General features: G+C 58.4%; 20 protein-coding genes. 11 read left to right on the forward strand and 9 right to left on the reverse strand.

Annotated features, from left to right (window positions below):
- Positions 1–91: 91 nt before the first annotated feature.
- Positions 92–1450: a glutathione-disulfide reductase gene (gene gorA, locus HU718_RS14135; protein WP_186616361.1), complete on the forward strand. Its 1359-nt coding sequence runs from the start codon at positions 92–94 to the stop codon at positions 1448–1450.
- Here the strand turns inward: gorA and HU718_RS14140 are convergent.
- Complete coding sequence (locus HU718_RS14140; RefSeq protein WP_186616362.1) at positions 1447–2463, reverse strand: DNA-binding protein; 1017 nt, start codon at positions 2461–2463, stop codon at positions 1447–1449. The genes gorA and HU718_RS14140 overlap by 4 nt on opposite strands.
- 177 nt (positions 2464–2640) lie before the next feature.
- Between HU718_RS14140 and HU718_RS14145 the strand changes: the two genes are divergently transcribed.
- The 3 genes from HU718_RS14145 (at position 2641) to ahpF (ending at position 5967) form a co-directional block, all read left to right on the forward strand.
- Positions 2641–3579 carry a site-specific integrase gene (locus HU718_RS14145; RefSeq protein ID WP_150707106.1) on the forward strand — a complete coding sequence of 313 codons (939 nt, stop codon included), beginning with the start codon at positions 2641–2643 and terminating at the stop codon, positions 3577–3579.
- A gap of 137 nt (positions 3580–3716) precedes the next feature.
- Positions 3717–4280, forward strand: a complete 564-nt coding sequence (gene ahpC, locus HU718_RS14150; RefSeq protein WP_007912224.1) for an alkyl hydroperoxide reductase subunit C — start codon at positions 3717–3719, stop codon at positions 4278–4280.
- A gap of 124 nt (positions 4281–4404) precedes the next feature.
- On the forward strand, positions 4405–5967 hold the full coding sequence (gene ahpF, locus HU718_RS14155) for an alkyl hydroperoxide reductase subunit F (RefSeq protein ID WP_150707107.1): 1563 nt from the start codon (positions 4405–4407) through the stop codon (positions 5965–5967).
- Between the two features lie 391 nt (positions 5968–6358).
- Here ahpF and gloA read toward each other — a convergent pair whose 3' ends face one another.
- Positions 6359–6880 (reverse strand): lactoylglutathione lyase, encoded by a 522-nt coding sequence (gene gloA, locus HU718_RS14160; protein WP_102901879.1) that lies wholly within the window; start codon positions 6878–6880, stop codon positions 6359–6361.
- A gap of 139 nt (positions 6881–7019) precedes the next feature.
- Here gloA and HU718_RS14165 point away from each other — a divergent pair, with 139 nt between their 5' ends.
- Positions 7020–7538, forward strand: coding sequence for a DUF4946 domain-containing protein (locus HU718_RS14165; protein ID WP_150730122.1), 519 nt, complete (start codon positions 7020–7022; stop codon positions 7536–7538).
- A 218-nt stretch (positions 7539–7756) separates the two neighbouring features.
- On the opposite strand, the gene HU718_RS14170 is transcribed toward HU718_RS14165, so the two are convergent.
- From HU718_RS14170 to HU718_RS14180, 3 genes are all read right to left on the reverse strand, one after another.
- Positions 7757–8122: a histone-like nucleoid-structuring protein, MvaT/MvaU family gene (locus tag HU718_RS14170; protein ID WP_077573093.1), complete on the reverse strand. Its 366-nt coding sequence runs from the start codon at positions 8120–8122 to the stop codon at positions 7757–7759.
- A 234-nt stretch (positions 8123–8356) separates the two neighbouring features.
- Positions 8357–9892 (reverse strand): EAL domain-containing protein, encoded by a 1536-nt coding sequence (locus tag HU718_RS14175; protein ID WP_186616363.1) that lies wholly within the window; start codon positions 9890–9892, stop codon positions 8357–8359.
- Between the two features lie 118 nt (positions 9893–10010).
- Positions 10011–10880: a LysR family transcriptional regulator gene (locus tag HU718_RS14180; RefSeq protein WP_186616364.1), complete on the reverse strand. Its 870-nt coding sequence runs from the start codon at positions 10878–10880 to the stop codon at positions 10011–10013.
- 78 nt (positions 10881–10958) lie between these two features.
- Here HU718_RS14180 and HU718_RS14185 point away from each other — a divergent pair, with 78 nt between their 5' ends.
- Both HU718_RS14185 and hppD read left to right on the forward strand, forming a co-directional pair.
- Positions 10959–11906 carry a DMT family transporter gene (locus HU718_RS14185; protein ID WP_186616365.1) on the forward strand — a complete coding sequence of 316 codons (948 nt, stop codon included), beginning with the start codon at positions 10959–10961 and terminating at the stop codon, positions 11904–11906.
- A 244-nt stretch (positions 11907–12150) separates the two neighbouring features.
- The gene (hppD, locus tag HU718_RS14190; protein WP_016984437.1) at positions 12151–13227 is read left to right on the forward strand and encodes a 4-hydroxyphenylpyruvate dioxygenase; all 1077 of its coding nucleotides are present in this window, start codon (positions 12151–12153) and stop codon (positions 13225–13227) included.
- Positions 13228–13386: 159 nt separating this feature from the next.
- Here hppD and rarD read toward each other — a convergent pair whose 3' ends face one another.
- From rarD to HU718_RS14205, 3 genes are all read right to left on the reverse strand, one after another.
- Positions 13387–14268, reverse strand: a complete 882-nt coding sequence (gene rarD / locus HU718_RS14195) for an EamA family transporter RarD (protein WP_150707112.1) — start codon at positions 14266–14268, stop codon at positions 13387–13389.
- A 233-nt stretch (positions 14269–14501) separates the two neighbouring features.
- The gene (locus tag HU718_RS14200; RefSeq protein WP_186616366.1) at positions 14502–15515 is read right to left on the reverse strand and encodes an aldo/keto reductase; all 1014 of its coding nucleotides are present in this window, start codon (positions 15513–15515) and stop codon (positions 14502–14504) included.
- A 68-nt stretch (positions 15516–15583) separates the two neighbouring features.
- Complete coding sequence (locus tag HU718_RS14205; protein ID WP_186616367.1) at positions 15584–16483, reverse strand: LysR family transcriptional regulator; 900 nt, start codon at positions 16481–16483, stop codon at positions 15584–15586.
- Positions 16484–16581: 98 nt separating this feature from the next.
- Between HU718_RS14205 and HU718_RS14210 the strand changes: the two genes are divergently transcribed.
- Positions 16582–16950: a VOC family protein gene (locus tag HU718_RS14210; protein WP_095120924.1), complete on the forward strand. Its 369-nt coding sequence runs from the start codon at positions 16582–16584 to the stop codon at positions 16948–16950.
- A 333-nt stretch (positions 16951–17283) separates the two neighbouring features.
- Here HU718_RS14210 and HU718_RS14215 read toward each other — a convergent pair whose 3' ends face one another.
- Entirely contained in the window at positions 17284–18594 is a 1311-nt protein-coding gene (locus HU718_RS14215; RefSeq protein WP_095120923.1) for an MFS transporter, read from the reverse strand.
- A gap of 171 nt (positions 18595–18765) precedes the next feature.
- Between HU718_RS14215 and HU718_RS14220 the strand changes: the two genes are divergently transcribed.
- The 3 genes from HU718_RS14220 (at position 18766) to HU718_RS14230 (ending at position 23176) form a co-directional block, all read left to right on the forward strand.
- Positions 18766–19887, forward strand: a complete 1122-nt coding sequence (locus tag HU718_RS14220; RefSeq protein WP_186616368.1) for a sugar diacid recognition domain-containing protein — start codon at positions 18766–18768, stop codon at positions 19885–19887.
- A gap of 214 nt (positions 19888–20101) precedes the next feature.
- Positions 20102–21241 carry a glycerate kinase gene (locus tag HU718_RS14225; RefSeq protein WP_186615934.1) on the forward strand — a complete coding sequence of 380 codons (1140 nt, stop codon included), beginning with the start codon at positions 20102–20104 and terminating at the stop codon, positions 21239–21241.
- Positions 21242–21550: 309 nt separating this feature from the next.
- The gene (locus HU718_RS14230) at positions 21551–23176 is read left to right on the forward strand and encodes a methyl-accepting chemotaxis protein (protein WP_186615935.1); all 1626 of its coding nucleotides are present in this window, start codon (positions 21551–21553) and stop codon (positions 23174–23176) included.
- Positions 23177–23184: the final 8 nt, after the last annotated feature.

Consider the following 23184-nt stretch of genomic DNA (forward strand, 5'->3'; position numbering starts at 1 on the left):
CGGGTTTTTTCATTTTGCGCCCCCATATGACTGGCAGCGCTTGCCCAATGGGTGGCTGCAGGTATGCTGATCCCCTGCCGAGGAGATAGAAATGGCCTACGATTTTGACCTTTATGTGATTGGTGCCGGTTCCGGCGGTGTGCGCGCTGCGCGTTTTGCGGCCGGGTTCGGTGCGAAAGTGGCGGTGGCGGAGAGCCGTTATCTGGGCGGGACCTGCGTCAACGTCGGCTGCGTGCCGAAAAAGCTGCTGGTGTACGGCGCGCACTTCGCTGAAGACTTTGAGCAGGCGTCCGGTTTCGGTTGGAGCCTGGGCGAAGCGAATTTCGATTGGGCGACGCTGATCGCCAACAAGGATCGCGAGATAAATCGCCTCAACGGCATTTACCGCAATCTGCTGGTCAACAGTGGCGTGACCTTGCACGAGGCGCACGCGAAGATCGTTGGCCCGCAAGAGGTTGAGGTGAATGGCGAGCGCTTTACCGCGAAGAACATTCTGATCGCCACCGGTGGCTGGCCGCAGATTCCGGAGATTCCGGGGCGCGAGCACGCGATCGGTTCCAATGAAGCGTTCTTCCTCAAGGAGCTGCCAAAGCGTGTGCTGGTGGTTGGCGGCGGTTACATCGCGGTCGAGTTTGCCGGGATTTTCCACGGTCTCGGCGCGAACACTACGCTGCTGTATCGCGGTGACCTGTTCCTGCGCGGTTTCGATGGTTCGGTGCGTAAGCACTTGCAGGAAGAGCTGACCAAGCGCGGTCTGGATCTGCAGTTCAACGCCGACATCGCGCGTATCGACAAGCAGGCTGACGGCAGTTTGAAAGCCACGCTCAAGGATGGTCGTGTGCTGGAAGCGGATTGCGTGTTTTACGCCACGGGCCGGCGCCCGATGCTCGACAATCTGGGTCTGGAAAACACCGATGTGCAGCTCACCGACAAAGGCTTTATCAAAGTCGACGAGCAGTACCAGACCAGCGAGCCGTCAATTCTGGCGCTGGGCGATGTCATCGGTCGTGTGCAACTGACGCCTGTGGCTTTGGCTGAGGGCATGGCGGTAGCGCGGCGTCTGTTCAAGCCAGAGCAATACCGTCCGGTGGATTACAAGATGATCCCGACGGCGGTGTTCAGCTTGCCAAACATTGGCACGGTCGGTTTGACCGAGGAAGAAGCGCGCGAGGCGGGTCATGATGTGGTGATCTTCGAAAGCCGTTTCCGACCGATGAAGCTGACCCTGACCGAATGTCAGGAAAAGACGCTGATGAAGCTCGTAGTCGACGGCAAGACTGACAAGGTCCTCGGCTGCCACATGGTCGGCCCGGACGCGGGTGAGATCGTGCAAGGTCTGGCGATTGCCTTGAAGGCTGGCGCAACCAAGCGTGACTTCGACGACACGATCGGGGTGCACCCGACGGCCGCCGAAGAATTCGTCACCATGCGTACGCCGGTCGGCGCTTAAGCGTCTTTCGGCTTGGCTGAGTCTGGCGCTGCCGCAACGGTAGCCGCCAGACGCTGGCTTTCTTCCAGGCTTGCGTGAGCCTTGTTCAATTCCTTTTCCAGTGACTGGTTGAGCAGCGTCTGCTCCTCGACGCTCTGTTTGAGTGTCTGGCTTTCCAGGGTGGCTACGCGCAAGCGTTCCTGGAGGAGGGTGCGCTCGCTGTCGACGCGGGTCGCTTGCTCCAGCAGTTGATCCTGACGCTGATTGCTCTGCTTGAGCTGATCTTGCAGCAAACTCAGCTCGCGTTGGGTGCCACGGTTTTCCGTGAGCAGGCGTTCGTTGTCGCGGTGCAGTTGCGTGATCTCGTCCTGACGGACCAGTGCGCTTTGCTGCGCCTGACGCAGTTCGGCCTGAATCTGCTGCACTTGCGCTTCGTGACGGCTCTGTTCCTGCTCGCGCTGCTCTTTGCTGGCGTTGCGATAGTGCTCTAGTGCGTCACGGGCGTGCAGGTGTTTTTCTTCCAGCGAACGAATCTGTTCGTCTTTGTCCTGCAGGCGCAATTCAAAATCGGCCAGTGCCTGATTCAGCCCGGCATTGCGGGTTTGTTCGGTTTGCAGCATCGACCGGGTGTTGCCAAGCGCTTCGGACTCACGCTCCAGCGCAGCCCCTTGAATGTCGTGCTCGTGTTCGAGCTTTTCCAACGCCTGGCGCATTTGTTTCAGCTCCGACTCCAGTGCTTCGCGCTGTTCCTCGAACTGCTCGCGGGCCTGCTCGATAGGCTCTTGCGCCTGTTCTTTGAGGCGTTGGGCGAGGCGCGAGACGAGGGCGGTCAACTCGTCATCGATGGGTTCCGCCGAAGCTTCTACGGGCTGAGCACCGTCATCCAGCTCTTTCAAATAGCGATGGATCGTGGTTTTCGAGCCGGTGTTGCCCATTTCAATGCGTACTGCATCGATGCTCGGGTGTTCGCCACGGGCGAGGATCGCTGTGCGCGCGATCTGCACCAAGGCTTTGGTAATGCCGCCACGGGCCATGTGAACTCCTACGGTTACGTACTGTGGTACATGCCACTAAGTTACGCAGTGTACCATTTCAAAAATAAAGATAAACCTTTGATAATAAAGACACGGGATATACTGGTATTACCCAGTGTCAGGCGGCAAAATGCGTTTCTGCATCCCTGTCTCAGTACGCCAGCGAGAAAACAGCCCATGAGCGATCTGGATCGCTATCTGCAAGCCGCCACCCGTGACAACACTCGCCGCAGCTATCGCGCGGCCATCGAGCATTTCGAAGTGAAGTGGGGCGGGTTCTTGCCGGCAACCGCAGACAGCGTTGCGCGGTATTTGGTGGCGCACGCTGAGGAGTTGTCGATCAACACGCTGAAGCTGCGTTTGTCGGCGCTGGCGCAGTGGCACAACAGCCAAGGGTTTGCCGATCCGACCAAGGCGCCGGTGGTGCGCAAAGTCTTCAAAGGCATACGCGCATTGCATCCAGCGCAAGAGAAACAGGCCGAGCCGCTGCAGTTACAGGATCTGCAGCGAGTGATCGATTGGCTCGAACATGAAGTACAAACCGCGCGAGAACAGCAGGATCGCCCGTTATTGCTCAAGGCCTACCGTGACCGCGCATTGATCCTGCTCGGATTCTGGCGCGGCTTCCGCAGCGATGAGTTGTGTCGCTTGCAGATCGAGCACGTGCAGGCGCACGCCGGCAAAGGCATCACCTTGTATCTGCCACGCAGCAAGGGAGATCGAGAAAATCTAGGGCAGACTTATCAAGCCCCGGCGCTACTCAAGCTTTGCCCGGTGCAGGCCTATATCGACTGGATCACCGAAGCGGCACTGGTGCGTGGCCCGGTTTTTCGCAGTATCGACCGCTGGGGCAATCTGAACGAGGAGGGGCTGCATGCCAACAGCATCATTCCTCTACTGCGTCAGGCATTGCAGCGCGCCGGCATTGCCGCCGAAAACTACACCAGCCATTCATTGCGTCGAGGCTTCGCAACCTGGGCCCATCAAAGCGGCTGGGATCTAAAATCCCTGATGAGTTACGTCGGCTGGAAGGATATGAAGTCCGCCATGCGCTATGTTGAAGCCAGCCCATTCCAAGGGATGGCTCGGATTACGGATAACCCGGCTTCGTCGTAGATATCGTTTTCTTCTATTAATACAGTCGGCTAATAGCGAAAACAAATCAGCAGCATCAGGTTTGCCAATGAGCCATCCGTCGAGTGAGTGGGTAGGATTCACCCATCAACTTCATAACCCCTGACGGAGAGTCATCAATGCCTATCATCAACAGCCAAGTAAAACCGTTCAAAGCTACCGCGTTCAAAAACGGCGACTTCGTTCAAGTCTCGGACGCTGACCTGAAAGGCAAGTGGTCGGTCGTGTTCTTCTACCCAGCCGACTTCACCTTCGTTTGCCCAACCGAGCTGGAAGACCTGGCTGACAACTACGCTGCTTTCCAGAAACTCGGCGTAGAGATCTACAGCGTTTCCACCGACACCCACTTTGCCCACGCTGCCTGGCACAACACTTCGCCAGCCATCGGCAAAATCGAATACACCATGATCGGCGACCCGACCCACGCCATCTCCCGCAACTTCGACGTGCTGATCGAAGAAGTTGGCCTGGCTGACCGTGGCACCTTCGTGATCAACCCTGAAGGCCAGATCAAAATCGTTGAACTGAACGATGGCGGCGTTGGCCGTGACGCTTCCGAGCTGCTGCGCAAGATCAAGGCTGCTCAGTACGTTGCTGCTCACCCAGGCGAAGTTTGCCCAGCCAAGTGGAAAGAAGGCGAGGCCACTCTGGCACCGTCCCTGGACCTGGTCGGCAAGATCTAAGTCTGTGACACGCAACTCGGGGCGGATCTCCGCACCTACTTAAGTTAGCTGCACCGCCCCATAAAAATGCCCGGGCGAGATTCGCTCGGGCTTTTTTTCGCCTCAAATAAAGGAAATCGCCCGTATGTTGGACGCCAATCTTAAAGCCCAGTTGAAATCGTACCTGGAACGGGTCACCCAGCCGATCGAGATCGTTGCCTCCCTCGACGACGGTGCGAAATCCCGTGAAATGCTGGAACTGCTGAAAGACGTTGCCAGTCTTTCGAGCCAAATTACCTTGATCGACAGCGGTGACGATGCTCGCAAGCCATCGTTCTCGATCAACCGTCCGGGCGCTGACATCAGTCTGCGTTTCGCCGGCATCCCGATGGGCCACGAATTCACTTCGCTGGTGTTGGCCTTGCTGCAAGTCGGCGGCCACCCATCGAAAGCCAGTGTTGAAGTGATCGAGCAGATCCGCACGCTGAAAGGCGAGTTCAGCTTCGAGACGTACTTCTCGCTGTCCTGCCAGAACTGCCCGGACGTGGTCCAGGCGCTGAACCTGATGGCCGTACTCAACCCGAACATCCGCCACGTCGCTATCGACGGCGCGCTGTTCCAGGACGAAGTCAACGATCGCAAGATCATGGCCGTGCCGAGCATTTACCTCAACGGTGAAAACTTCGGTCAGGGCCGCATGGGTCTGGAAGAGATTCTCGCCAAACTCGACACCGGCGCTATCGAGCGCCAGGCCGAGAAGATCAGCGCCAAAGAAGCGTTTGATGTGTTGGTCGTCGGCGGTGGCCCGGCCGGTGCTTCCGCAGCGATTTACGCTGCACGTAAAGGCATTCGCACCGGTGTTGCGGCTGAGCGTTTCGGCGGTCAGGTGCTCGACACCATGGCCATCGAGAACTTCATTTCCGTGCAGGAAACCGAAGGGCCGAAACTGGCCACCGCGCTGGAAGAACACGTCAAGCAGTACGACGTCGACATCATGAACCTGCAACGCGCCGACAAGCTGATCCCGGGCAAGAACGGCGAGTTGCACGAAGTTCACTTTGCCAGCGGCGCCACCCTTAAAGCCAAAAGCGTGATTCTGGCGACCGGTGCGCGCTGGCGTGAAATGAACGTGCCGGGCGAGCAGGAATACCGCAACAAAGGCGTGGCGTACTGCCCGCACTGCGACGGTCCGTTGTTCAAAGGCAAGCGTGTGGCGGTGATTGGCGGCGGTAACTCCGGCGTGGAAGCGGCCATCGACCTGGCCGGGATCGTGTCGCACGTAACGCTGCTGGAGTTCGACGTACAACTGCGTGCCGACGCCGTATTGCAACGCAAGCTTCACAGCCTGCCGAACGTCACCGTGATCACCAGTGCGCAAACCACTGAAGTCACCGGTAATGGCGAGAAGGTCAACGGTCTGCGCTACAAGGATCGCAACACTGATGAGCTGCGTACCGTCGAGCTGGAAGGGATCTTCGTGCAGATCGGTTTGCTGCCGAACACCGACTGGCTGAAGGGCACCATCGAGCTGTCGCCGCGTGGCGAGATCATTGTCGATAACCGTGGTGAGACTTCGATCCCGGGGATCTTCGCTGCCGGTGATGTGACGACTGTGCCCTACAAGCAGATCGTGATTGCGGTGGGTGAGGGCGCGAAGGCTTCACTGAGCGCTTTTGATCATTTGATCCGCACTTCGGCTCCGGCATAACTGTCAGGCCAGAAATGAAAAAACCCGTGAGCGATCACGGGTTTTTTATTGCGCGCGAAAAACTGCCCCTCACCCCAGCCCTCTCCCGAAGGAGAGGGAGCCGACCGAGGTGTCTGGCGTTGTCCGTCGACCTGAACGATCCAGTCGATTATGGAGTCAGCGCCATTCGTTCAAGTCGATGAGCCTCTGCCATATTCCCCGATCAATCTCTCCCTCCAGGAGAGGGAGAGGGAGAGGGAGCCGGTCGAGATGTCCGAAGTGGGGTGTCGATCTGTAAGACCTGATCGATTTTGGATTCAATGCCAATCGTTCAAGTCGGCGTAATTCTCCAATATTCCCCAATCAGTCCCCTCTCCCTCTGGGAGAGGGCTAGGGTGAGGGGCTTTTGCTTTTACAGCGGCGCAGGCTGAATAATCTCGACCCAGTAACCATCCGGGTCCTTGATGAAGGCCAAGCTTTTCATGCGGCCATCGGTCAGGCGCTTCTGGAAGTCGCAGCCCAGCTCTTCAAAGCGTGCACATGCCGCGACAATATCCGGCACCGAAATGCAGATATGGCCAAAACCACGCGGATCGGTATTGCCGTTGTGATAGGCGAAATCGGCGTCGTTCTCGGTGCCGTGGTTGTGAGTCAATTCCAGTATGCCTGGAATCGACTTCATCCACTCGGTGCGCGCAGCGGCGTCAGCAGGAATCTGTGCCTTGTCGACCAATGCCAAGAAGTACAGGCTGAACTCGGCCTCGGCGAAGTCACGCTTCTCAACCAGCGAGAAACCCAGCACGCGGGTGTAGAAGTCCAGGGATTTGCTGATGTCTTTGACACGCAACATGGTGTGGTTGAAGACAAAATTACGGGTTGCGCTGTCTGGCGTGGCGGTGACGCCGGGGAAAGTGTTGAGTTCGTGCAGGCTCATGGGCCCTCCAATAACTATGGGCGAGTGAATGGGCGCAATGATACGCATGCCTGTCGGCATCGCCAAATGAAAGGGCAGACTTGCCCTGCGTGCGGGCGAGCCTCAGACTTTACCGCTCAATCTGCGAGTGCGTCCGGCAATGATCCGACTGTTCAAATCCGTGTTTGTTTTTTCTTTATTGTCGTTTGTGGCGGTGTGCGCGTCAGCGGACGAACCGAGCATCACTTGGCCGGCCGGTTGGCAAGTCGAGGCGCTGCCTGAGGCGACTGCGCAGGTTTCCCGTCAGCGAGCGGTGAAGAATGATGCCGATGGCAATCAGGTGATGGTGATGGAATTGACCATGACTCAGGTTGAGGAAGGTCATCAGGTCAATTTGCAAGGCGTGCTGCTGGAGATGCGCAAGTCGATACAGAAGGACTTCTTCCAGGGTGGCTACCAAAGTGTCTGCAACAAAGTGCATCCGGCCACGCTGGGCACTTTGTCAGCACTGGAAACCACTTGCACGATCACCGAAAACGGTCGGCATGTGTTGTCGCAAACCTTGGTCGCGGCGGTCGAGGCGGACAAGGCTTATGTTCTTTCCTACGCTGGGCAGGCAGAGGTTTATAAGGCAAGCGCAGACGAGATAGTGGCGGTGAGAAACAGCTTGAAACTTTAAGTCGCTGTACTCTTCATGGCTTGATTAGATACCCGAAGGGATTAAGCACAAAGTTTAACGCAGGGCTGCGATCGCAACATTGCGCAGCAAAATGTTTAGCTGTCTGACTCAGCCACGTTACAGAAAAGTCGAAATTGTTAGATGAAATTCATTTCATTTGTTAGATATTGTCAATAAAAAAGCCCTGCATCATGCAGGGCTTTTTTGTTGGCGTCGGATTAACCGCGCAACCAGGAATCAACGGTAGCTGCACCGTATTGTTCCTTCCAGGCTTTCAGGCCGCGATGGTTGCCGCCCTTGGTTTCGATCAGTTCACCGGTGTGCGGGTTGTGATAAACCTTGACCACGCGAGCGCGGCGGGTTTTAGGTGCTGCAGAGGTCTGCAGACCGGATTTTGCCGGGTTCGGATCGAGAATGGCGATGATGTCTTTCAGGCCTTTGCCGTAGTGTTTCATCAGCCCCTGGAGCTTTTCTTCGAATTCGATTTCTTTCTTGAGCCCGGCATCGTTCTTCAGCGATTCCAGCTGCTTGAGCTGTTCCTGAAGGGCCTTTTCAGCTGCACGAAATTCAGCGAGTCTGGACAATATCTTTACTCCAATAGTGTATTTGGCTGATACCAACCGCAAACAAAGCTGTAAGCCAAGAGCCTTGAAGCGACTCGGTGATAAATGGCTCACCTGCCAATCTTGCTCAGGTTGAAAAAATTGTAGTAGTTAATGCGCCAAGAGTAAATCCTGATGTTGTCTTCATGTAACAACAGCGGTCTTTTGTATCAATTTGGTGCGTCTGGTCGGTACGCTCGTCTTAATCCGGCTTAGTTAATGGTGAGTTAATGCGCTGATGAAGTCCGCTGCCGGCATCGGTTTGCCGAACAGGTAGCCTTGCAGAAAGTTGACGTGATGTGCTGTCAGATAGTCGGCCTGCGCCTGAGTTTCGACACCTTCGGCCACAATACCCAAATCAAGCTTGGCCGACAGTTCGATAATGGTGTCGAGAATGTGTCGGGACAGCGCATCGATGCCGATCATGGCGACGAAACTCTGATCGATCTTGAGGAAGTCCACATTGAATTTGCGCAAGTAGCCGAGGCTCGAGTGGCCGGTGCCGAAGTCGTCAATCGCGATCTTCACGCCCAGCGCGTGCAGTTGCTCGAACAATTGCCGGGTGATGTCGGTCGGCTCGATCAATTCGCGTTCGGTCAACTCCAGTACCAGGCTGATGCTGTCGGGCGCGAACGCGGCGAGGAACGTTCGGCAGTCGTCCACCAACTCCAGGTTTTTGCAGTGGCTCGCGGTGATATTGATGCCGATATGAAACGGCGGGGTGAACGTCGGTGACAATGGGCCTAACAGCGCTGCGGTTTGTTGCATCAGTGCGCGAGTCATCGGCACGATCAACCCCGAATGCTCGGCGAACGGAATAAACAGATCCGGGCGCACCAGACCTTCTTTGGGATGAGCCCAGCGCATCAACACTTCGGCCCCCGACCATGCCTTGCTGTCGCCATGCACCACGGGCTGAAAGTAAGGAATGAACTCGCCTGCCTCCAACGCGCGGAGCATCTCGTGGCTCGGTGACGTGGAGCGCTTCTGCAAGACATGGCCGATGGCCCCCGATACCACGCCAAAAAAGATCAACAGACTGAACAGCGGCGGATACTCATCGGCCATGTAGCGCCAGGTTTCGCCCTCGGGAAAACCCGCAGAAACGCTGAACGCATAACGGGAGGAGTCCAAGCTGTTTTGCGCTATCGGCAACGCTGGCAGGGCGCCACTGTGCACTTTGCCGTCGGCCGACAGCCAGTTGTCGCCCACTTGCAACACCAGCAGCATGTGCCGACCGATCAGACGCAACATGTTGCTTAGATGGTAACCGTCCAGTGTTGTCAGGGCACCGCCGCGACCTTCGCTGAGCCGATAGACCAGCAGAGCGGTGTTGGGTGTCACCGGGTTGCCATTCATCAGCCACAACTTGCCCTGGTTGTAGTCGCCTGCGTTGACGGCTTCTTTATAGTCGCCAAACAACGAGCTGCAATAGAGATTGTCGTCCCACACCAGATTGGTCGAGCGCACGAACGGGCGGCGAGTTACTTGCTCGCGTAAAGCAAGTTTGACGTTCTCACACGTCTGGCCGGCCAGTGGCAGCAATTGATGGGCGGCCTGGGCGGTGTTGTCGAGCATCAACTCGAATTGGCGCAACGCCTCTTCGGCAGTCTGTCTTGAACCTTGCTCCAGCGTGCGTTCGGCTTGCATATAAAGAATCGCGCTACCCAGCAGCACCGGAAGCAAACCGCTGAGCAGTGTAAAAACGATGCGGGTGCTGCGCTTGCGGCGGGGTCTGACGGTCAACGGCATGGGCGCATCCTGTCGCGATGGAGTGGGGCTCTCGAATGCAGGCCGGATAACGGCGCGCCGCTGAAAAACACATCAGCCAGAGGGGATGATAGATGGCAGAAGGCGCCCGCGCCGCTCATCAGTAGTTCATCCGCGTCGCTAATTCGATAAAAGCCAGGGTGGCAGGGGAGGCCTGGCGCTGATCGAGGACGGCAAGTCCAACCTCGCGCGGCACGGCGGGTAACAACGGCCTTTTCACGTAACGAGGGGAGCCGCCGTCCGGCAAAGACCCTTCGGCAACAATCGTGATGGCATCGCCACGGCTGACCGTGTCGAGGGTGCTGAGCAGTTGCGAGCAGCGATACCGAATGTTCGGTTGCAAACGCGCGGCTGTGAACAGCCGCGACACCAGTTCCGCTGATCCGGCCTCGGTCAGCACGAACGGGGTGTCGCACAAGTCCGTGAGGCTCAACGCCGACCTTGCTGCCAGCGGATGGCTGATAGGGAGCAGGGCAACCATCTGATCTTCGAGCAAGGCAAACGTGTCGAAACGCTCTTCGGGCAGTACTACGAAACCGATGTCGATCCGCCGTTCTTCCAACCATTGAGTCACTTGACGGTCCGGGCCTTCATCGATGTGCACTTCGATGCCCGGATGCGCTTCTCGATAGCGTCGCAGAATATTGGGCAACAGTTTGATCGACGAAGTTGGCCCGAACGAGCCGATGCGCAAGGTGCCGCTTTTCATCCCGCGAGCATCGGCGGCCTCCTGGCGCAGAGTGTTGGCCAGGCCGAGCATGGCGCGGGCACGCAGCAACAATTGTTCGCCGATATCGCTGAGTTCCACTGCCGACTGGTGTCGACGCAGCAGCTCGACCCCCAGTTCCTGCTCCAGCGATTTCATTGCGTGGGACACCGCCGACTGTGAAATCCCCAACCGATGGGCCGCGAGGGTAAAGCCGCGCAGTTCGGCGACCAGCGAGAAAATCTCCAGTTGCGTAAGGGTCATGAGTATTTGCTCATTTTACGATGATGGGGAATGAGGTGAATGATACGGCATTCCTCAACTTCCTAGGTCTGGAGCGTCATGCGCAACGCCGAGCAGCTGCACACAATTTCATCCGACATACCCGTTTACCTGACGCTGGCGGCGGTCACCATGATCTGGGGCGGGACCTTTGTCGCCGGGCGTTTCCTGGCCGGCAGCCTGAGCCCGATGTTCGCCGCCAGCCTGCGCTTTTTGCTGGCCAGTGCAGCGTTGCTCGGCTTTTTGTGGCTGGCGCGGATCCCCTTGGCGCGGCCGACGCCCCGGCAATGGCTGCAACTGACTCTGCTGGGTTTCTTCGGGATTTTCTTCTACAACCTGTGCTTCTTTTACGGCCTGCAATACATCAACGCCTCGCGCGCCTCGTTGATCGTCGCGTTGAACCCGGCAGTGATCGGTCTGGCCTCGTGGTGGTTGTTCAAAGAGCATCTGGGCCGGATGAAAGTCGCCGGCATCGCCACCTGTATTGTCGGCGCCGGTATGGTGATCGTCAGTCGCAATCCGCAATTACTGGCTGCAACGCCCGATGCATGGATCGGTGATCTATTGATTCTCGGCTGTGTGCTGGGATGGGGCGTTTACTCGTTGTTTTCCCGTGAGCTGAATCAGACACTGGGGCCAGTGCAGACCGTGACGTACTCGATCCTGATCGGCACGTTGATGTTGTGGTTTCTGGCGGCGGTACGCGGCGAGTTGAGCTTGGGGGAGCTGAATAACCTCGGCCTGCCGCAATGGTTGAGCCTGATTTACCTCGGTGTCCTCGGCTCGGCGCTGGCCTACATCGGCTACTACGACGGCATTCGTAAAATCGGCGCGACGCGCAGCGGCGTGTTTATCGCTTTGAACCCGTTGACGGCAGTCATCCTTGGCGCGCTGTTACTGGGCGAGCAACTCACGGCGGCCATGTGCATGGGCGGAGCGCTGATCCTGAGCGGCATCTACCTGTGCAACAAACCCCTTGCAGCGGGCGCAAAAAAGCGGATTTTATAGAGAGAGCAGACAAGCCTATTTACGCTGTGTAGAATCGGTTTACGCATACAATAATAATCGTCTTCTGGCAGCAGAAGCCTCGCCCGCAAGAGCCTTGGGTCGACAATGAAGATATTCGGGTTTCAACTGATCTACGGTGACTTCCTCGCCCGCAGTGTGCGTGGCATCTCCTGTGCGCCACCCACCGACCTCGCAGACTGACAAATAACCCAGGTTAATTTGATAAGAATGATGAGGCGTCACCATGACAGATTTATACGAAAACCCAATGGGCCTGATGGGCTTTGAATTCATCGAGCTCGCATCGCCGGTACCGGGCACCCTGGAGCCGATCTTCGAGATCATGGGCTTCACCAAAGTCGCCACCCACCGTTCCAAGAACGTACACCTGTACCGTCAGGGCGCGATCAATCTGATCCTCAACAACGAACCGAACAGCGTCGCCTCGTACTTCGCTGCCGAGCACGGCCCTTCGGTGTGCGGCATGGCGTTCCGCGTCAAGGATTCGCAAAAAGCCTACAATCGCGCACTGGAACTCGGCGCTCAGCCGATTCATATCGAAACCGGTCCGATGGAGCTGAACCTGCCGGCAATCAAAGGCATCGGCGGCGCGCCGCTGTACCTGATCGACCGTTTCGGCGAAGGCAGCTCGATCTACGACATCGACTTCGTGTTTATCGAAGGCGTTGATCGCAACCCGGTCGGTGCCGGCCTGAAGATCATCGACCACCTGACGCACAACGTGTATCGCGGTCGCATGGCCTACTGGGCGAACTTCTACGAGAAGCTGTTCAACTTCCGCGAGATCCGTTACTTCGATATCAAGGGCGAATACACCGGCCTGACCTCGAAAGCGATGACCGCACCGGACGGCATGATCCGCATCCCGCTGAACGAAGAATCGTCCAAGGGCGCGGGCCAGATCGAAGAGTTCCTGATGCAGTTCAACGGCGAGGGCATCCAGCACGTGGCGTTCCTCACTGACGACCTGATCAAGACCTGGGATCAACTGAAGAAGATCGGCATGCGCTTCATGACCGCGCCGCCGGATACCTACTACGAAATGCTCGAAGGCCGTCTGCCGAACCACGGCGAGCCAGTTGATCAGCTGCAATCGCGGGGCATCCTGCTCGACGGCGCCTCGGAGCAGGGCGACAAGCGTCTGCTGCTGCAGATTTTTTCGGAAACCCTGATGGGCCCGGTGTTCTTCGAGTTCATCCAGCGTAAAGGCGATGATGGTTTCGGCGAAGGCAACTTCAAGGCCTTGTTCGAATCGATCGAGCGTGACCAAGTGCGTCGCGGTGTACTCGCAACCGAGTAATCCGCCACTGAACTGAAAAAATCCCGGCCTGCAGAGATGCAGTGCCGGGATTTTTTTTAAGATCAAAAGATCGTCCGATCGCGGCCCGAGCCTTCGGCAGCTCCTACATTTGCAATGCATTTACCTGTAGGAGCTGCCGCAGGCTGCGATCTTTTGCTTTTAAGGGCGGCGTTGCCGCATCAGGTGTTTGAAGCCTTCAAAGACCAGCACCACAACCGCCAGCCAGATCGGAATGTATGTCAGCCATTCCCCGGACTTGATGCTCTCACCGAGCAACAACGCCACACCCAGCAACAGCACCGGCTCAACATAACTCAACAGGCCAAACAAACTGAACGGCAGCAAACGGCTGGCAATGATGTACACCACCAACGCCGAAGCACTGATCAATCCAAGCAATGGAATCAGCCACATCAGCCCCGGATATTGATCGAACACGGCCATGCCTTGTTCGCCGCCCTGCACGAACCAGTACGCGACCGGCAACATCAGGGTCATGTCGACCCACAGGCCGCCGAGGTTGTCGGTTTTCAGGAATTTGCGCAGCACGAAATACAGCGGGTAGCCCACCACGACCACCAGCGTCGCCCAGGAAAAGCCGCCGACCTGATACAGCTCATTGAGCACGCCCAGGCTGGCGAAAAACACCGCGACTTTTTGCAGATACGACAGGCTCTCACCGTAGGCAATACGCCCGGTCAGCACCATCGCCAGTGGCAGCAGGAAGTAGCCCAGCGAAACATCGAGGCTGTAGCCGTTGAGCGGCGCCCACATGAACAGCCACAATTGCACACCGAGCAGGGCCGCCGAAACGATCAGGCCTGCGATCAATTTCGGCTTTGCCGCCATCAGCCGAACCAGCTCCAGCACCCGCCGCCATTCCCCGGACACCAGCATGAACACGGTCATGCACGGAACGGTCAGTAGCATCCGCCAGCCAAAGATCTCCACGCCACTCAACGGCGTGAGCAACGAAGTGTAGTAATACATGACGGCAAACAGCACCGAGGCTGAAACCGATAGAGCGATACCTTTAGACAAACTGTCCTCGCGGGTTGATGGTCAAACGGGGCGCGAAGGATACGTGGTTTTTGTGCTGAATATTGGCCAAGTGGTCAATATTCCCCACATCCTGAAGATAAGCACAAAACCTGTGGGAGCGAGCCTGCTCGCGAAAGCGGTGTGCCAGACAACGCAGATGTTGAATGTGCCGGCCTCTTCGCGAGCAGGCTCGCTCTACAATGGATTTGTATTGCGCCCCCAATCTGCTTACTTCAAGCCGAACGCGGTTTACGCCCAGACACAAAATGACTCACATCGTTGAACCCGGGTGTCGATGAATGCCCCGGTGTTACCAGCGAATCGATAAACGCCTCATCCTCAGCCGTAATCTTCACCGTTTGCGCCAGGGTGTACGCATCCCATTGCGCCTCAGTGCGCGGCCCGACAATCGCCGATGTGACCGCGCCGTTGTTCAACACCCAGGCAATCGCAAACTCGACCATGCCGACCCCGCGTTGCTCAGTGTATTGCTGAATCTGCTGGGCAATGCGCAGCGACTCCACGCGCCACTCGGTTTCCAGAATGCGCTTGTCCTGACGCCCGGCGCGGCTGTTCGCGTCCGGTGTCGCGTCCGGCGCGTACTTGCCACTGAGCACGCCACGGGCCAGCGGACTGTAAGGCACCACGCCAAGGCCATAGGTTTGCGCGGCCGTGATCTGTTCGGTCTCGGCCTGACGGTTGACGATGTTGTACAACGGCTGACTGATCACCGGACGGTCAACGCCGAGTTTATCGGCGATGCGAATCACCTCGGCAATCCGCCAGCCGCGATAGTTCGACAAACCCCAATAGCGGATCTTGCCCTGACGAATCAGATCGCCAATCGCCGACACACTCACTTCAAGCGGCGTGTTGTGGTCTTCACGGTGCAGGTAATAGATGTCGAGATAGTCAGTACCGAGCCGGGTCAGACTGGCATCGATGCCATTGAAGATGTGTTTGCGGCTCAAACCGCTGCGATTCGGCACACCGTCCACCGGGCCGAAACCGACCTTGGTCGCCAGCACCCACTCATGCCGATGCCGGGCAATCGCTTCACCGACGATCTCTTCGGAACGGCCGTTGGTGTAGACGTCGGCGGTGTCGATGAAATTGATTCCCTGATCCCAGGCCTTGTTGATGATGCGCAGTGAATCTTCGGCGCTGGTCTGCTCGCCAAACATCATCGTGCCGAGGGTGAGGGTGGACACCTGTAACCCTGAGTGACCGAGTGTGCGAAAGCTCATGCCGAAATCCTTTTGTCGGTGGGAAAGGGTTAATCAAATACCAGAAGCGTGCGATGCGGCAAAGTGAATTATTGGCTCAATTCTGCGCAACGTTCTTGCAGAAACGCCTGCAACACCCTGACCCGTTCAGACACTTGAACCCGATGCGGACACAGCAAATTGAACGGCACGTTTTCACCTTGCCAATCATCGAACAACGTTACCAAGCGCCCGGCGCGGACGTCTTGGGCAATGTCGAGCCAAGCCTTGTACGCGATGCCATGCCCGGCCAGCGCCCAGCGGCGGGCGACTTCACCGTCGTCGCTGAGGTAGTCGCCGTGGACTTCCACTTCCTGCGTTTCAGCGCCGCGACTGAAGCGCCAGCTGTTGTAGGGCCGGCCATTGCGCAGGTAGAGCAGGGCGCTGTGCCCGGACAATTCACCGGGATGTTGCGGGGTGCCATGGCGCGCCAGATAGTCAGGGCTGGCGCAGGCGACGCGGCGGTGTTGCGGCAGAATCGGCAATGCTACCAGCGTCGAATCGCTCGGTACGCCAAAGCGCAGCGCTACATCGACGGTCTCGCGAAACAGATCGGCGTGCCGGTCGTTGAGCAACAATTGCAGTTGAATGTTCGGATGTTCACGCTTGAAATCGTCGAGCCACGGTAACAACACATTGCGCCCGAAGTCCGACGGCGCAGCCATTTGCAACACGCCGCTCAGCCCTTCGCTTTGCTGCTTGAGTGCCTGTTCGCCCTCGGCTAGCGCCGCCAGTGCCAGGCGCACGCTTTCAAGATAACGCCGACCTTCTTCAGTCAGACGAATGCTGCGGGTGGAGCGTGCGAACAAACGGATACCGAGGCGGGTTTCCAAGCGTTTCAACGCAATACTGGCGGCGGCTGGCGTCAGCTCCAGCGCGCGAGCAGCGGCGGAAATGCTGCCAGCATCGGCGACACGAACGAAGATCTCCAGATCGAGAATCGAGCTCATTGCTAAAAATCCTTTAAAGATCTTTGCTTTTTTGCGGGATTTTTTCGTGATTGGCAAGGTTGGATACTGCAATCAATCAACTATCGCAGGAGAGGCGCATGAGCTGGACATTCGATCATCTGGCGTTCAATACCGCTGACGGGCAGACCTTGCAGGAAGATTTCGCCAAGTTGCTCGGGTTGAAGCCGGGCCGTCGGCCGCCGTTTCCGTTCCCCGGGCGTTGGCTGTATCAGGATGAACACGCCGTGGTGCATGTGATTGAGCGGCCGTTGCCCGATGACACGGAATTGAGCCACATCGCGTTTCGTACCGATGAGCCGGCGGAAACGGTGTTGCAGCGGGTGCGTGACAGTGGATTGCCGTATCAACTGGCGCAGGTGCCGGGTGAGGGGATTGCGCAGATTTTCGTGCAGATGCCGGGTGGTCTGGTGATTGAGCTGGACGCCAAAGCACAGCCCTCACCCTAACCCTCTCCCAGAGGGAGAGGGGACTGACCGAGGTGTTTGAACGAGGTACACCGACGTGCAATACCGAGTCGAACTCAAGTCTTGAAAAGCACCAAAATCGGCTCCCTTCTCCCGAGTCGAACTCAGGTCTTGAAAAGCACCAAAATCGGCTCCCTTTTCCCGAGTCGAACTCAACTCTTGAAGAGCACTGCAATCGGCTCCCTTTCCCCCTCGCCCCCCTGGGGGAGAGGGCTGGGGTGAGGGGGAAAAGATCTACAGAACACCACAAAACCCAAGTCGAAACCCCAATAAAAAACGGCCCAGAAAAGGGCCGTTCTCCTGTGCATCAAAACCTCAAGCCCGCAACGTCCGCGTCATGCGCAACGCCAGCAAACTCCCGCCAACAATCACCCCCGCCAGCAAATACAACGCCGCATCGGTCGAACCGGTGCTGTCCTTGACCCAACCCACCAGATAAGGGCTCAGGAACCCGGCCATCTGCCCCATCGAGTTGATCAACGCCAGCCCACCGGCCGCAGCGCCGGCACTCAACATCGCCGTCGGCACCGGCCAGAACATCGGCAGGCCAGTCAGCGCACCCATCGTGGCAATGGTCAGACCGAGAATCGCAATCGCCGGGTTAGCCGCGAAGTTCACCGCAATCACCAGACCGATCGCGCCCATCAGCATCGGTACCACCAAATGCCAGCGACGTTCTTTACGAAGGTCCGCCGAACGCCCGACCACCAGCATGAACACCGCCGCCAGCAGATACGGAATCGCACTCAGCCAACCGATCACCAGGTTATCGCTGAAGCCGAGGTTCTTGATGATCGACGGCAACCAGAAGTTGATCGCGTACACGCCGCTCTGGATGCAGAAGTAGATCAGACCAAACGCCCAGATCGCCGGGTTCTTGAACACCGCCAGCAGCGAGTCGGAAGTGGTTTTCGGCTTGTTCGCCAGGTCTTCAGCCTGATCCGCCTCCAGCACCGCGCGCTCATGCGGGCTCAACCATTTGGCGTTGGCGAAGCTGTCGCTCAGCAGGAAATAGGCGAGGGCGCCGAGGATCACCGTCGGAATACCCTGCAGCAGGAACATCCACTGCCAGCCGGCCAAACCACCCTGGCCCGCCGCGAAGTGATTGAGAATCCAGCCAGAGAACGGGCTGCCGAGCAAACCGGACACCGGGATCGCCGACATGAACAGCGCCATGATCCGGCCACGGCGGAAGGTTGGGAACCACTGCGAGAGGTACAGCACGACACCTGGGAAGAACCCGGCTTCGGCCGCACCGGTGAACAGCCGCAGGGTGTAGAACTCGGTCGGGGTGGTGACGAACAACAGGCAGGTCGACAGCGTGCCCCAGGTGATCATCATCACGGCGATCCAGCGCCGTGGGCCGAATCGGGTCAATGCGAGGTTGCTCGGCACGCCGCACAGCACGTAGCCGATGAAGAAGATACCGGCACCGAGGCCGTACACGGTTTCGCTGAATTTCAGGGCGTCGAGCATCTGCAGTTTGGCAAATCCAACGTTGACCCGGTCGAGGTAGTTGAACAAGTAGCAGATGAAAATGAAGGGGATCAAACGCAGGGTGATGCGTTTGTAGACGGCGTTTTTATCGTCATCGATGGTCTGGGTAGCTGCGGCGCTCTGCGACATAGCGGCTCTCTCTTTATTATGATTTTTTGCGATGCAAAGGGTAACGTTGATCGCCCCGAGAGTCTCGGTCACCTTTGGCCGGATTGTCTTTGTGCCTGAGCACAGGGTTTGCCGCCAGACCCTGTGCGGGTGAACAACCGACTGCCGCGTTTTTCAAGGATCTTGCCCATCATGTTTGAACTCGATCACGACCTCGCCCAGGACATCGTCGACCGGGCCATGGCCATTTTGCCGTACAACGTCAACGTCATGGACAGCCAGGGGCTGATTCTCGGCAGCGGTGAACCGGAGCGCATCAACACCCGTCACGAGGGTGCGCAACTGGTGCTGGCCAACGGTCGCGTGGTAGAGATCGACGCGCAGACCGCCGTGCATTTGAAAGGTGTGCAGCCGGGCATCAACCTGCCGCTGTTGCTCGATCAGCGCTTGATCGGTGTACTCGGCATCACCGGCGAACCGGAGCAGTTGCGCACTTATGCCGAACTGGTGCGCATGACCGCCGAAATGCTCGTCGGCCAGCGCAATCAGCAGGCCGAGCAGCAATGGCGGCGCCAGCGTTGCGATGATCTGCTGGCGTTGCTGTTGAGCGAGGCGGGGGACTCGCCGCGACTGGTCGATGAGGCACAGCAGCTCGGGCTTAAACCGCAATTGACGCGGGTGCCGTATCTGTTCGAGCTGGGCCTTGAACATGGACCGGGGCAAACCGTCGAGGCGCTGAGTGCCTGGCTGATGTCGCGTTATCCCGATAGCTGGTGCGTGAGTTCGGCGAAGTCATCGCTGCTGTGGTGTCGACCGGCAAGTCAGCACCTCGAGCATGATCGCTTGCTGGAAAAACTCGACGGCCTCGGCTGGAAGATTCTGCGCATCGCCGTGGGCGGGCAGGCCGATGGATTGGCGGGGCTGCGCCGTTGCTATCGGCGTGTGGGCGACTTGCTCGCCTATGGCCGGGAAGTGTTGCCGCATTCGCGATTGCTGACGCTGAACCGCTATCGCTTGCCGGTGATGCTGTGGCGCCATCGCAATGACGATGCGCTGGACGAATTGCTCAAACCGCTACGCAAGGTGATCGCCAAGGACGGCAACGGCCAGTTGCTGGCGACGTTGCGCAGTTGGTGCGAGCACGATGGCCAGAGTCAGGCCTGTGCCGATGCGTTGGGGATTCATCGCAACAGTTTGCGTTATCGGATGGAGCGGATTGCTGAACTGAGTGGGGTTGATCCGTTGCGGCTCGATGGGATGCTGGCGCTGTATCTCGGGGTGCAGCTTCTACCCCAGACAGATCTGTCGGCATGAAATGTTCTTCAGGACGCCTTCGCGAGCAAGCTCGCTCCCACAGGGGAATGCATTTCAAATGTGGGAGCGAGCTTGCTCGCGAAGGCGGCGGAACATTCAACATCAGATCTTTTGTGAAAATGAACAATAAACGCCCCCGCCACTTGTGCAGCGGACAGGCGTCAATACGCAGGCCGACTGGCAGCATGAGGGGCATTGCAACTGGAGAATTCGCATGAAGATCGTCATCGCCCCCGACTCGTTCAAGGACAGCCTGAGTGCCCAAGGCGTCGCTGAAGCCATTGCCCTTGGCCTGGCCCAGGTCTGGCCGCAGGCCACACTGGTCAAATGCCCGATGGCCGATGGCGGCGAAGGCACGGTCGAATCGATCCTCGCCGCCTGCGAAGGCGAACTGCGCCGCACCCGCGTGCGCGGCCCGCTGGGCACATCTGTCGACGCTGCTTGGGGCTGGTTGCCGCACAACCATACCGCAATCATTGAAATGGCCGAGGCCAGCGGCTTGCAACTGGTGCCGCTGGGGCAACGCGATGCCTGCATCAGCAGCACTTTCGGCACCGGCGAACTGATTCGCGCAGCACTGGATGCCGGCGCGCAGCGGGTGATTCTGGCGATTGGCGGCAGTGCGACCAACGATGGCGGCGCAGGGGCGATGCAGGCGCTGGGCGTGAAGTTGCTTGATGCGCAGAGTCAATCGCTGGTACCTGGCGGTCTGGCGTTGGCGCAACTGGCACAACTGGACCTGAGCGAACTCGACCCGCGTCTGGCACAGGTGCGTTTCGACATCGCTGCTGATGTGAACAACCCGCTGTGTGGCCCGCACGGTGCCTCGGCGATTTTCGGCCCGCAGAAAGGCGCCTCGCCGGCGCAGGTGCAGCAACTCGATCAGGCGTTGGGCCACTTCGCCGAACTGTGCGCGCAGGCCCTGGGCAAAGACGTTCGTGACGAGCCGGGCAGTGGCGCGGCGGGCGGTTTGGGTTTTGCCGCCAAAGCGTTTCTCGGGGCGCAATTTCAGGCCGGGGTGGAAGTGGTTGCCGAACTGGTCGGCCTCGCCGACGCGGTCAAAGGTGCCGATCTGGTGATCACCGGGGAAGGGCGCTTCGATGCGCAGACCCTGCGCGGCAAGACGCCGTTCGGCGTTGCGCGGATTGCCAAGCAGCACGCGGTGCCGGTGATTGTCATCGCCGGCACTTTGGGCGAGGGTTACCAAGCGCTTTACGATCACGGCATCGATGCGGCATTCGCCGTAACCAGCGGCCCAATGACGCTGGAACAGGCCTGCGCCGAAGCGCCGCGCCTGCTGCGTGAACGCGCGACGGACATCGCCCGCGTCTGGCAGCTTGCCGCGAAATCCTGAGCAAATCCTGTAGGAGCTGCCGAAGGCTGCGATCTTTTGATTTTGCTTTTAAAAGTCCAGATCAAAAGATCGTCCGATCGCGGCCCGAGCCTTCGGCAGCTCCTACACAAAGCGATCCTCCAGTGTTTCATTGCTGTAACACCCTGAAAAATAGTTGCTCTTGTCCCGCAATCTTCCTAAAGCCTGGCCGATACAGCTAACAGGCGCGCACATAACTTCCTAAAACAGTGACGCCGGACTGAGCCCGCCCCCCTCGGGCCAGTGATGACGCATGGACGCTCGTAGTTTCTATCTTTCGAGAGCTCAACTATGTCCCTGCGTAACCTGAATATCGCGCCCCGTGCCTTCCTCGGTTTTGCCTTTATCGCCCTGTTGGTGATCGTGCTCGGCGTATTCGCCGTCAACCGTATGTCGATCATCCGTCAGGCGTCCGTCGAGATGGATTCGACGCAACTTCCCAGCGTGACGCAACTTGCCGTAGTGACAGAAAACGTCCTGCGTCTGCGCATTCTGTCGTTCCGCGTGCTGGTCAATCGCGAAGCGGCCGGGTTGCAGGAAGCGCAGACCCGCATCGGCGTTCTGGTCGACAAGGTTCGCGCCGCCCAGGCCAGTTACGCCGCACTGCCGGCAAGTCCGGAAGAGCGGGCGTTGTACCAGACCTTCGCGACCACGCTGGACAACTACCTGCAAGCGCAGAATCAGATGATGGAGCTGTCGCGCCAGGACAAACTCGACGAGATGCGCAGCCTGATCAACACGCGGATCAAGGACGGCACCGACCAGATGGGCGAGCAGCTCAATAAACTGATCGTCATGAATGCTTCCGACGCGAAAACCGCGTCGATTCAGGCCGGCCAATATTATGACAGCGCCATCACCGGCATCATTATCGTCGCTGTTTTCGCAGCCTTTGCCACGGTGCTACTGGCCTGGTTGCTGACCCGCAGCATCGTCACGCCGCTGAACCGTGCCGTGCAGGCCGCGCAAACCATTGCTGACGGCAACCTCACCAAAGTCATCGAAGTCGATGGCAAGGATGAAGCGACGCAGTTGCTGCAGGCGCTCGCCACCATGCAGACCAACCTGCGCAAAACCATCGAGCAGATCGCCGGTTCCGCCACGCAACTGGGCGCTGCTGCCGAAGAACTCAGCGCGGTGACCGAAGAAGCCTCCCGTGGCTTGCAGCAGCAGAACAACGAAATCGAACAAGCCGCCACCGCCGTCAACGAGATGACCGCCGCCGTCGAGGAAGTGGCGCGCAACGCCGTGTCGACTTCGGAAGCCTCGAACCAGTCGACCCATGCCGCCCGTGAAGGTCGCGACCAAGTGGTGAAAACCGTCGACGCGATCCAGACCATGACCCACGACGTGCAAAACACCGCGCAGATGATCGAAGGTCTCGCCGCGCAGGGCCGCGACATCGGCAAAGTGCTCGACGTAATCCGTGCCATCGCCGAACAGACCAACCTGCTGGCGCTCAACGCCGCGATCGAAGCCGCGCGCGCCGGTGAAGCCGGACGTGGTTTTGCCGTGGTCGCAGACGAAGTGCGGGCACTGGCCCATCGCACCGCGCAGTCGACCCAGGAAATCGAAAAAATGGTCGCCGGCATCCAGAACGGTACCGGCGAAGCGGTTTCGTCGATGCAGCAAAGCAACCAGCGCACCCAGACCACTCTGGAAATGGCCCGCGCGGCCGGTGTTGCGCTGGAGCAGATCACCCAGTCGATCCACCAGATCAACGAGCGCAACCTGGTCATCGCCAGTGCTTCGGAAGAGCAGGCGCAAGTCTCGCGCGAGGTCGACCGCAACCTGGTCAATATCCGCGATCTGGCCACGCAATCGGCTGCCGGGGCCAACCAGACCAGCGCCGCGACCCATGAACTGTCGCGTCTGGCGGTTGATTTGAATGCGATGGTGGCGCGTTTTGTGATTTGAGATACGGT

Origin of the sequence: Pseudomonas tensinigenes (assembly GCF_014268445.2) — a bacterium.
Taxonomy (GTDB): domain Bacteria; phylum Pseudomonadota; class Gammaproteobacteria; order Pseudomonadales; family Pseudomonadaceae; genus Aquipseudomonas; species Aquipseudomonas tensinigenes.